This window comes from Mycolicibacterium confluentis (assembly GCF_010729895.1).
GTDB lineage: Bacteria > Actinomycetota > Actinomycetes > Mycobacteriales > Mycobacteriaceae > Mycobacterium > Mycobacterium confluentis.
The window spans coordinates 5,865,470-5,876,557 of record NZ_AP022612.1 but is presented as its reverse complement, the minus strand read 5'-3'; the positions used below and the strand labels follow the sequence as shown (position 1 = coordinate 5,876,557).

The 11,088-nt window shown below is 62.3% G+C and carries 9 protein-coding genes and 1 pseudogene; 8 read left to right on the top strand and 2 right to left on the bottom strand.

The window, feature by feature from the left end; all coding sequences use genetic code 11:
* A partial coding sequence (locus tag G6N34_RS27545; protein ID WP_235680633.1) for an MFS transporter occupies positions 1-1,240 on the bottom strand: 1,240 nt, incomplete at its 3' end.
* Between the two features lie 260 nt (positions 1,241-1,500).
* On the opposite strand from G6N34_RS27545, the gene G6N34_RS27540 reads away from it, so the two are divergent.
* The 7 genes and pseudogenes from G6N34_RS27540 (at position 1,501) to G6N34_RS27510 (ending at position 7,693) form a co-directional block, all read left to right on the top strand.
* A complete protein-coding gene (locus tag G6N34_RS27540; protein ID WP_163645588.1) occupies positions 1,501-1,845 on the top strand; it encodes a cupin domain-containing protein in 345 nt (114 codons plus the stop codon).
* Between the two features lie 131 nt (positions 1,846-1,976).
* Positions 1,977-3,120, top strand: a pseudogene (locus G6N34_RS27535) (IS3 family transposase).
* A gap of 346 nt (positions 3,121-3,466) precedes the next feature.
* On the top strand, positions 3,467-4,900 hold the full coding sequence (locus tag G6N34_RS27530; RefSeq protein ID WP_109788353.1) for an NAD(P)-binding protein: 1,434 nt from the start codon (positions 3,467-3,469) through the stop codon (positions 4,898-4,900).
* Entirely contained in the window at positions 4,897-5,349 is a 453-nt protein-coding gene (locus tag G6N34_RS27525; RefSeq protein ID WP_085150249.1) for a flavodoxin domain-containing protein, read from the top strand. Before G6N34_RS27530 ends, G6N34_RS27525 begins: the two co-directional genes overlap by 4 nt.
* Positions 5,350-5,496: 147 nt before the next feature.
* Positions 5,497-5,754, top strand: a complete 258-nt coding sequence (locus G6N34_RS27520; RefSeq protein WP_085150251.1) for a cupin domain-containing protein — start codon at positions 5,497-5,499, stop codon at positions 5,752-5,754.
* 227 nt (positions 5,755-5,981) lie between these two features.
* On the top strand, positions 5,982-7,067 hold the full coding sequence (locus G6N34_RS27515) for an S-(hydroxymethyl)mycothiol dehydrogenase (RefSeq protein WP_085150253.1): 1,086 nt from the start codon (positions 5,982-5,984) through the stop codon (positions 7,065-7,067).
* Positions 7,068-7,087: 20 nt separating this feature from the next.
* Positions 7,088-7,693, top strand: coding sequence for an MBL fold metallo-hydrolase (locus G6N34_RS27510; RefSeq protein ID WP_179965858.1), 606 nt, complete (start codon positions 7,088-7,090; stop codon positions 7,691-7,693).
* Between the two features lie 572 nt (positions 7,694-8,265).
* Here the strand turns inward: G6N34_RS27510 and G6N34_RS27505 are convergent.
* On the bottom strand, positions 8,266-9,492 hold the full coding sequence (locus G6N34_RS27505; protein ID WP_163645585.1) for a cytochrome P450: 1,227 nt from the start codon (positions 9,490-9,492) through the stop codon (positions 8,266-8,268).
* A 474-nt stretch (positions 9,493-9,966) separates the two neighbouring features.
* Between G6N34_RS27505 and G6N34_RS27500 the strand changes: the two genes are divergently transcribed.
* Positions 9,967-11,088: a tyramine oxidase subunit B gene (locus G6N34_RS27500; RefSeq protein WP_085156808.1), complete on the top strand. Its 1,122-nt coding sequence runs from the start codon at positions 9,967-9,969 to the stop codon at positions 11,086-11,088.

Below are 11,088 nucleotides of genomic sequence, written 5' to 3'. Positions count from 1 at the left end.
CCAGCGCGTCGGAGTTCGGCTGTGCGACAGTGGCCGTTTCTTTGATGAAGAACGGCGTGACGGCGCACAGCACGATGGTGGCGATGGTCAGCACCACAAAACCCTGAACAAAGCTGCCGGTGGCATCCTTGACGGCGCCCAACAGGTACGGATAGGCGAATCCGCTGACGATCCAGGGGGTTCCGACGATGATGCCGTTGACCACACCCGCAAACTTCGGTTGGACTGACTCGATGGCTTCGGCCAATGACAGCGATTCACTCGCATATACGCCGACGCCGATCAGCGGAACGAGCACGGCGACCAGGACGTAGTTTCCGGTGGCCAGGAAGAGCGTCATCGCCGCAAGCGAACCCGCTGTCACGAATCCACCAACCGTGATGATCCTCTTCGTACTGCCCAGCCGTTCGGCGAGGATGGGCACCAACAGTGCCGCCGCCGCGCCCGCGATGGAGAACAGCGAGGTCAGGAATCCCGCCAGTGACTCCGACATGCCTGCTTCTTCGATCAGGATTGACGGCATCCAGCTCGCGATCGCGGCGAACAGGCCGACGCCACCAATCCAGAAGAGCAGCGCTGAAAGGACATTTCGGTTCAACAGAGAGCGGTACGTCCGCTCAACAGAGACACCCGCCACCGGATCCGCGGGGAGAGAATTCAGCGCTTGGACCCCGGCGACGGGCGCGTTCTTCGACACCAACATCACCACGATGAGGACGGCACCCATGCAGACAGCCTGAACAGTCAAGCCCATGCGCCAGCCGAAGGCGGTAAGCACAGCCGAGAAGACGAACAGACTCAGCACCGCCCCCACTCCGTCCCCGGACAGCATGACGCCAACTGCACGTCCGGTCATCTTGCTGTCCCGGAACCAGTTCGCGGCCATGGTGTAGGTCGCGACCCACAAGAACCCCACCGAGACGCCCGCAAGAACCCTCGCAACGATGATGAGTTCAAATCCGTCGGCCATAGCAAAGACCGCCTGCCCCAGCACCCCGGCGGCCAGACCGGCCATGATGACGTTCTTGCTTCCCCATCGGGAAGCCACGACACCACCGATCAGGATCATCACACCTGCGACCAGGCCAGTGATCGAGGAGATCCCGCCGGCCTGCGAGTAGCTCAGGCTCAGCTCCTCGCTGATGGTGCCAATGCTGGGGCTCCACCCGACATAGGGCAGAAATGCACCCACCAATGCCAGGTACGCGACAAATAGATTTGTCCACCTACTGTTCGACATAACGCTCCTCCGCGACTCGGACCTTACGAAACCTGTTCTCGTGCAAAGTCCGGCCCTGGCTGGATGTCAACCCATACGAGCCGTCCGTGCTCTTAAAGGTTGCAACGGCTGGGCGCATGCGCCACATCAACGAAGTGTCAAGGAGGATTCCACCGTCAGCGACACATCGTCAAGTACTTCAGTCTCGTGAGGACACAGCGATGACAACGCCTTACGATCGACGACCGCACTCAACCCCACCTTGGAGAGCAGGGACAGCAATGAACAAGTTCGACACCAACTGGACCCCCTTCACGCCTGTAGCACCGGAGCGTGTCACAGAGGGAAAACCCGCCACACGTCTTGCCGAAGCTGTTGCGGGCGAATGCTTCAAGTCCGGTCTGTGGGAGGTGACGCCGGGCCGGTTCACAACAGCTCCACGCGGATTCGACGAGGTCATTCACATCATCAGTGGCAGCGGAGTTCTGCGTTCTGCAGACGGCACCTCATTGGAACTGTCCCCGGGCGTCTCCTTCCTCATGGAAGACGGATTCGTGGGGGAATGGGAGATCCGTGAGCAGCTCCAGAAGTTCTACGCGAAGGTGCAGACCGCAACCGCGGAGTGATGAATGGTGAGGCGATCGACCATCCCGCTGGGGCTGACTGATCGGTCGCTCCTGGCGTGTTCCCACTGACTGAGTCCAACCAGTTTTAGAGTCCTGTAGCCCGATGTAGGGCGAGAAGGGACGATGAACGTATGGCTGGTCGGAAGCGGAATTCCGCGGAGGACATCGTGCGCAAGTTGCGCCGCGCCGATGAGTTGGCTGCCGAAGGCAAGACCGGCGAGCAGATCGCCGCGGAGCTGGAGGTGTCGCCGGCGACGTTGTACAACTGGCGCCGCTCCTACGGTGGCATGGACACTGACGCCGCCAAAGAGCTCAAGGAGTTGCGTGAGCAGAACGCGCGCCTCAAGCGCCTGCTCGCCGAGGCCGAGCTGGTCAAGGACGCTTTGCGGGAGGTCGCGAAGGGAAAATTCTGAGCCCAGCTGCCAAGCGCCGCGCCGTCGACATGCTCACCACCGCGTTGGGCATGTCGGAACGGTTGGCGTGCAAAGCTGTTGGCTGGCCCGTTCCACCGGCCGACGTCTGCCGTTGTCGCAGACCCCCGCCGATCCTGACGCCGAGATGCGGGCCTGGCTGCGCTCCTACGCGGTCAAGCACCCGTGCCATGGGTTCCGACGTGCCTGGGCGGCGTTGCGCTACGACGAGCGCCGTGAGGTCAACAAGAAGAAGATCCACCGTCTGTGGCGCGAGGAGGGACTGCAGGTGCGGGTCCGTAGTCCGCGTAAGCGGGCCGGGATCTCCTCGATACCGCCGATCGTGGCCGACGCGCCGAACGTGGTGTGGGCGATCGACTTCCAGTTCGACTCCACTATCGACGGCAAGGCGATCAAGATCGCGTCGATGATCGACGAACACACGAGGGTGTCGCTGCTCAACATCGTCGAACGCTCGATCACTGCCGAGCGGCTCGTCGACGAGCTCAAGAAAGTGTTCGCCGCGGCGGGCGGGCCACCGAAGGTGCTGCGGATGGACAACGGTCCGGAGTTCATTTCTCAAGCACTGCAACAGTTCTGCGACGGGAGATTCGGCATGTCGTATATCCCACCGGGCACGCCGTGGAACAACGGACACATCGAATCGTTCAACAACCGGCTACGCAAGGAGTGCCTCAACCGCAACCACTGGAACACCCTGCTCGAGGCCCGCGTGGTCATCGGCGACTTCAAGGCCGACCACAACCACCGCCACCGGCACTCGGCCCTGGGCTACCGCACACCGGCCGAGTACGCTGCGGTCTGCAGGTGTAGCCACACCCCGATGGCCTGCAGCATCAACTGAATCTGGATCACACCAACCCGACTCTAGAAACGGGTGGACTCAGAAACGGGGACTCGCCACTCCCGTCGCAGGGCCCTCCACCCGCCCGACTCCCAGCCGGAGCGGTTTGGGGGGGTCGTTCGCGAATCGGGCCGCGCTCCAGCAGAAGCATGCTTGACAATCTGACGCATGCCGCTCCAAATCCTCTGACACTTTGGCCGCGTAACGTCGGTAACACCTTCCGTACTGTGAGGACTGCGTGGTCGCCACTTCTGCGCCTGCTGTCCACCTCCGACACTCGAGCGGGCGGCCCTTACCCCGGATCCGCAAACGTAGTTCCCACGTCTCGCACAGCGAAAGTGCAGGAATGACTGACGAGAAACGCTCTAGCGCAACTCAATTACCAGCTGAGACGGAGCGCTGCACCCCACCTGAGGCGTTCGACGACGCCACCTCGAGCTGTCCGCACCCCACAATCGCAGTGGTCGGGAGTGGGCCGTCTGGATGTTATGCCGCGTCCTTCCTTACGAAGAAGTGGCCGGGATCCGAGATCACCGTCTTCGAGTCAATGCCGGCGCCTTACGGTCTTGTCCGTTACGGTATCGCGGCCGACCATCAGGGCGCCAAGAACGTGACACGTCAGTTCGACCGACTCTTCACGCGCGACGGCGTCCGGTTCGCCGGTAACGTTTCGGTCGGCGCCGACATCACTTTCGCAGATCTTGCTCGTTGTTTCGACATCGTTGTACTCGCGACCGGGCTTCCTCAGGATCGACCACTGGAGATTCCCAGGCAAGCAGGGACGCGCGTGATCGGAGCTGGAACACTACTCCGCGCACTCAACAGCTATCCGGTACAAGCGATTCCGCGCAACTCAGATGGACGTTATACCGCACTCGGGCGGCAGTTGGCCGTAGTCGGGATGGGTAACGTCGCCATCGATGTGGTTCGACTGATGGCGAAAGATCCCCAGGAGTTGGATGGGTCTGACATCGACGATGAACTACTCGAGCAACTCCGCCCCAGGAGACCCAGCAGCATCGACGTCATCAGCCGATCTGGGTTGTCTCACGCGAAGTTCGACCTTGCCATGTTGCGAGAACTTTTGTCCCTGCCGAACATCGACGTCACCGTAACCGGCCTGAGCGACAACGACAACGGGCCCGCAGCAGATCTGCTGCGTCCGCACATCGGCACCGCCACAAACTCCCTCCCACCGGAACAGACGCGCACTCAAGTGCGGCTACACTTCCAACTCACTCCTGAATCGATCGAAAGCAGCGGCGGTCGCACACTTCTGAGGGCAAGGCTGCCCCATGGGCCTACTCCCGTGACCGAAATCGTCGTTGATTCCGTCATCACTGCAATTGGATTCACCCATGGGGCTCAAGAGGACCAGAGCTGTCCGACCGGGGAGTGGTCGGGGGACAACGTATACCGGGTGGGTTGGCTCAGCCGTGGACCGCGAGGCGGTATTCCCGAGAACCGCAAGGACGCTCAACGAGTGGTCGACGCCATCACCGACGACGTGGTGAGCGGGCGGCTCGAAATCGGCCGAGCGGGCTTTACCGCGGTGGCGTCGTCACTTCGGAATGTCGTGTCTTTCGCAGATTGGCAGCGAATCGAGGCCTTCGAAAAGAGAGAAGCCCCGCCCGGCCGGTGCCGGCGCAAGATTACCGATCGCAAGCACATGCTCTCGATCGCAATGGCAGCACTTGATTCTCACGCTGCACTGCATGCAGCGCAGACTGTCGGCGATACCCGGGCGCAACAACAACCACGCAGGGAGTCGGACCAGTGACAACAGCCACCATCCTCTTCGGGACCGAAACCGGCAACGCCGAGATGGTTGCCGACGAAATATCCACGGCGCTAGCTACTTTCGGATTCACAGGCGAGGTCCACAGTATGGGGGACTACCCCGTGGAGGATCTCTGCGGGCAACAGATGGTCATCCTCATCACCTCCACCTATGGAGAAGGTGACCTACCGGACACCGCCATTCCATTCTTCGACGCACTGAAACACCTGAAGCCCGATCTCTCGTCCACGCGATTTGCCGCCTTCGGCCTGGGCGACAGCAGCTACGACACCTACAACAACGGGATCGCAACACTGATAGAGGCGGTCGTCGATCTAGGTGCAACGCAGATCGGTGATACCGGTCGCCACGATGCCGACAGCGGTCTCGATCCCTGCGATACCGCGATCACGTGGGCCCACGAGACATTTGCACCCGCCGAAGTGTGAGGCCACACGCCGACCACCTCCACACGTGATAGCAGGAGAAAATTGACCATTTCAGGCACATCACCGCTGAGCGCGGCAATCATCCCCGACCCCCACTCAGTGACACTCGAAGACTGGGGTCCCCTGCCCGAGGGAACAGGGGCACCGATGGCCACCGAGGGCAAGAAACTTTGGGCGGGTGACGGAATCCTCGAAGTCGGCATATGGAAATGTGCGGCCGGTTCGTCGCACTGGAAGTTCGAGACCAATGAGTCCTTCACGATCTTCTCCGGTCGGATGACGGTGACCGAGGATGGCGGCCGACCTCTCGAACTCACCTCCGGCGAAAGCGCGGTCTTCCCGAAGGGCTGGAGCGGTGTGTGGGAGCTTCACGAGACGGTGCTGAAGGTATACACCGTCTTCTGACTTCTCTTCTTCCGGGCCGCACGAGCCAAAGTCCTTCTGCGGCCCACCGATCCCCGCCATCGCCCGCGGACCTCACGCCAAGTCTCCGTACCCGACCAATTGTCGAATTTGAGTCCTGCTTTCGCAGGCGAGCAACTTAGCGCGGACCGCAGGACGTCGGGATCAGAGCCCAACGAGCAGGGCGACACCAATCCCAAGGCGAACCAGAGAGAATGGAGATTTCGTTAATGAGTCAGACAGTGCGTGGTGTGATTTCTCGGTCCAAGGGGACCCCCGTGGAGGTCACCGACATCGTGATTCCCGATCCCGGGCCCGGTGAGGTGGTGGTGAAGATCATTGCCTGCGGGGTCTGCCATACCGACCTGACCTACCGCGAGGGCGGCATCAACGACGACTATCCGTTTCTGCTGGGTCACGAGGCCTCGGGCACTGTCGAAGCGGTCGGCGACGGTGTGGTCAACGTCGGACCCGGCGATTTCGTGGTCCTGAACTGGCGTGCGGTGTGCGGCCAGTGCCGGGCCTGCAAGCGCGGTCGCCCACACCTCTGTTTCGACACCTACAACGCCACCCAGAAGATGACGTTGACCGACGGCACCGAACTCTCTCCTGCGCTCGGCATCGGTGCGTTCGTCGAGAAGACGCTGGTCCACGAAGGCCAGTGCACCAAGGTCGATCCCGAGGCCGACCCGGCGGTGGCCGGACTGCTCGGGTGCGGGGTAATGGCCGGTATCGGGGCGGCCATCAACACCGGCGCGATCAACCGCGACGACACCGTGGCCGTCATCGGCTGCGGCGGGGTCGGGGAGGCCGCCGTTGCCGGCGCCGCGCTGGTGGGCGCCAAAACCATCATCGCCGTGGACCTTGACGACCGAAAGTTGGCTCAGGCTAGAGAATTCGGCGCCACGCACACGGTGAACGCGGCAGACACCGATGTCGTGACCTCGATTCAGAATCTGACCGGCGGCTTCGGCGCTGACGTCGTCATCGATGCCGTGGGGCGCCCCGAGACGTGGAAGCAGGCGTTCTACGCCCGCGACCTGGCCGGCACCGTGGTCCTGGTCGGGGTGCCCACCCCGGCGATGACACTGGAAATGCCGCTGGTGGACTTCTTCTCCCGCGGCGGATCCCTGAAGTCCAGCTGGTACGGCGACTGTCTGCCCGAACGCGACTTCCCCACCCTGATCAGCCTGTACCTGCAGGGCCGCCTACCGCTGGAGAAGTTCGTCTCCGAACGCATCGGCCTCGACGACATCGAAGACGCGTTCCACAAGATGCACGCCGGCGAAGTCCTGCGTTCGGTGGTGATCCTGTGAGCGCCGGCAACATCGCCCGGGTGGTGACGTCCGGGAAGTTCGAGCTCGACGGCGGCTCCTGGGATGTCGACAACAACATCTGGGTCGTCGGCGATGACTCCGACGTCGTGGTGTTCGACGCCGCCCACAGCGCACAACCCATCATCGATGCTGTCGCCGGGCGCAATGTCGTCGCCGTAATCTGCACCCACGGACACAACGATCACGTCATCGTCGCCCCCGAACTCAGTCGGGCTCTCGATGCCCCGGTGCTGCTGCACCCCGCCGATGACGTGCTGTGGCAGATGGCCCACCCCGGCAAGGAGTTCAACACCGTCGACGACGGCATGACCGTACGCGCCGGCGGTATCGAACTCATCGGCCTGCACACCCCCGGCCACTCGCCCGGCTCGATGTGCTGGTTTGCGCCCGGACTCGGCGCTGTCTTCTCTGGCGACACCCTTTTCCAGGGTGGACCCGGAGCAACGGGTCGGTCGTTCTCCGACTTCCCGACGATCCTGGACTCGATCAAGAACCGCCTCGGCACGCTGCCCGAGGACACCGTGGTCTACACCGGGCACGGCGACACCACCAAGATCGGCGACGAGATAGTCGGCTACGACGAATGGGTGGCAAGGGGCCACTGACGAGCTTCGCGAGGTCCGCGCGAAGTGGGACCACCAGCAGAACCGACGGTGCGCCCGACCGACGACCTGAACATCCCAAACTCAGACGAGCCGCCTCGGTCCTGGCGGAGTTTGTGTTACTGCATCGGACGAATGTGGTTGGACTGAAACGATGAAGTCCGAATCAAGGTCCGTTGAGGGCTTACACCCTCGATGTTTGTTGTGATGTCATCGCCCTGCCGTCGGCCGTGGGTCGGCCCGTTCGATGGGCCTCGCCGGGCCGATGCCGCGCGGACAGAAGAGCGCCACTACCGAAAGCAACCATGGCACAGTAATTTGGACGGGTTTGGTCTGACGCCTGACCACATACGACGAGCGAGGACGCGCCTACGGTCTGCGACCTTTCGTTGCGCACACGTGCGCCGCCACAAAATACAAGCGCCGTGGAGGCGTTGGATCGCTCCGTTGCCCGTTCCCAAGATGCCTTAGCTTAGATCAGGTCCCTGGACTAGATGATCGGGTCTGCTGCACGATCAGGTCAAGATGTCACCTATTCGTGCAGCAGACCCATCCGCCATACGGCAGGCAGGCTACTAGAAGGCTAGTTTCAGATTCATCGTCTTCCATTGCCGTGCATGCTGGATGCTGTTGTACTCGGGCTCGCCGGCGAGCTCGATGCGTGCGCACCGCTGCGTCACCGCAGTCATGATCGTGTCGGTTGCTTGGCGCGCCAAGATCTGCCCCATACACGAATGCGGCCCAGCAGCAAACGCAAGGTGCTGACGTCCCTGGGTTGAGCGGTGGTAATCGAACCGGTCTGGGTCTGCAAACACACGCTCGTCACGGTTGGCTGATGCGAGGAGGACGTAGACCGTCGAGCCAGCGGGCAGAACGGTGCCGGCCACCTCCACGTCCTCGAGTGTCAGACGCGTCACTCCAGTCTCCGGAGTGACGAATCGGAGCAGTTCGTTGATCACCTTGGGTCGAACGGCGGGATCGTCTCGGAAAGCGGCGAAAAGCTCAGGGTCCGAGGCCATGCGCTCCAACCCATGCGCGGCCAGCGTTGCCGTCGAAAAGTGTCCCGTCGCCAGAAAGAGCATGATGCTGGCCGTGGTTTCCCGCCGGGTAATGTCACCGCGGTCTTCGGCCTCGAGATAGGCGGCAATGACACCCGGTTGGGGATCTCGGCGCACCTTCTCTATCGCATCGGCACAATAGTCCTCCAGCCACGCACTGCCCTCAGCACCGGCCCGCAGATCATCTTCGGTGGCAACGAGGCCAAACCCCCGAGCAAACTGATACGTGTAATGCCGGACCTCATCGGCATGCTCGGCAGCCATGCCCAGCATCGAGCACATCGTTGCATGCGTTGGAACAAGGCACAGTTCACGTACCGCCTCGATCTGCCCTGGCGTTTCCGCCTCGGACAGCGCGCGGTCGACGATCGAAGCCGTGGTGGCCATCCAACTGCGTACCGATTTGGGCGTGAACAGATTGTTGACGAGTCTTCTGTGCCAGGTGTGCGCAGGCGGATCGATTCCAATCACGGCAGAGTGGAAGATGTCAAAGGCCCCGAAATCGAGTTGCTGCACAGAACTCTTTGTGTGCCGCAACAGTGTGGAAACGTCGTCGTACCGCGATACCACATACCTGCCGTCCTCGAGTTTGAGGACAGGAAATTCATCTCGGAGCCGGCGGAAATGCGGGTACGGCTCGTCCAGGAACTCCTCGTGATAGAACGGCAGCAGCTCCGTCTGGTCCGGCGCGGTGGGAGAACCCGCACTGGCGAGGCCCTCATGCGGCGGTGTGGTGGGGGTCATATACAAAGTGTCGAATCACTCGCGCGCGGACACACTAGACGAAGTGTCATGTGCCCGAACGGATGAGCCTGACGTCTTGTCACCATCGGGCATTGTTACGCACGCCCGAGTGCGTGGCGTGGATCGCAGGTCATCCTGCTGCCCCGCAGGCTGATTCAAGCCATACTCGCGCGGTTTTGCCTTTCGGTTTGAGCACCCACGGCAGATCGGCAAAGTCCGCCAGCCCGGCCCGTGTGGCATGTGGCCGCCCCTGCGGGCCCACTTAGGGAGATGAACACTGTCCGCCTTTTATCGATCGAGTTCTTCGAACGTTATATGCCGAAATCTATCGCTAGACCGATCAATCATCCGGTGGCAAAGTAGGCACTGCCGAGTTCGAGGCAGTCTCTCTCGCCTTGGAAGAACCCCGGCCATCCCTCCAATTCTTCAGTCGCCCAGCCCTTTCCGGCTGCCCACGCTTTTGCAGGAGTCACTATGAGTCCACGTACAGAGTTCCTCTTCCTGTCCGAACCGGACTGTATCGATGCCGGCGTACTCGACGCCGCACGCTGCGTCGACGTATGCGAAGAGGTGTTCGGACTGCTCGCGCAGGGCGACTACTTGATGGGCGGACCCAATCACAACAGCCACGGCATGGGCGTCGTCTTCCCGACATCCAGCCTGTTCCCGAACATGCCCCTCGCTGGCCCGGACCGACGCTTCGTCGCCATGCCCGGTTACCTGGGCGGACGGTTCGATGTCTGCGGAAACAAGTGGTACGGCTCCAACCACGCCAACACCGCCAAAGGGCTGCCGCGATCCGTCCTGACGCTGATGCTCAATGACAAGGAGACCGGCGAGCCGCTCTGCCTCATGTCGGCGAACCTGCTGAGTTCCGCTCGAACCGGCGCCGTCCCAGCGGTTGCAGCACGGCATCTGGCGAGCGCCACAACGGGTTCGGTGGCTGTGCTCGGCTGTGGCCCGATCAACAAGGCCTGCCTCAAGGCGATCGCCAGTCAGCTGCCGAACCTCAAACGGGTCTACTGCTACGACATCTTCGAGGCGGCCGCCGAGAAGCTGGCCGACTGGGCGCGCCTGACTCTGGGCGTCGACGCCGTCGTCGAGAACGACCTGCAGGCGGCCCTGGCCGGCGCCGAAGTCGTCACTGTGGCTGCGTCACGCGTGAAACCTCTTGTTGTCCAGAATGACTGGCTGCACCCAGACGCAACCGTCCTGATCTCCGGACCGATCTCGGCGGACGATGCGTTCTGGCTGGAGAACCGCGTGGTGCTCGATCACGTTGCCCTGCACGAGGCCTACGTGGACGAGGCCGTTGCCTCCCCCGACAAGCAGGCCGCGTACGACGGAGTCATCGGCGGCCCCCTGTACCGCCTCATCGATGACGGAAAGCTGCCGGCTCTCAAGGATTTCACCGACCTCGGGACGGTGCTGCAGTCACCCGCCGCGCGCGATGACAACAGGTCCCGGCGCACCGTGTTCGTCGCCTGCGGAATGTCGGTTTTCGACCTCGCGTGGGGCTACGAGATTTACCGCACTGCCCAGGACAAGGGGCTCGGCACGCCCCTCGTGTTGTGGGACGCACCGTACGCGGAATAG

Bases quoted from the DNA above. Each gene is read 5' to 3' on its own strand.
- G6N34_RS27505 (WP_163645585.1), bottom strand. From the start codon at position 9,492: ATGACCCCCACCACACCGCCGCATGAGGGCCTCGCCAGTGCGGGTTCT.
- G6N34_RS27500 (WP_085156808.1), top strand. From the start codon at position 9,967: ATGAGTCCACGTACAGAGTTCCTCTTCCTGTCCGAACCGGACTGTATC.
- G6N34_RS27515 (WP_085150253.1), top strand. From the start codon at position 5,982: ATGAGTCAGACAGTGCGTGGTGTGATTTCTCGGTCCAAGGGGACCCCC.
- G6N34_RS27540 (WP_163645588.1), top strand. From the start codon at position 1,501: ATGAACAAGTTCGACACCAACTGGACCCCCTTCACGCCTGTAGCACCG.
- G6N34_RS27530 (WP_109788353.1), top strand. From the start codon at position 3,467: ATGACTGACGAGAAACGCTCTAGCGCAACTCAATTACCAGCTGAGACG.
- G6N34_RS27520 (WP_085150251.1), top strand. From the start codon at position 5,497: ATGGCCACCGAGGGCAAGAAACTTTGGGCGGGTGACGGAATCCTCGAA.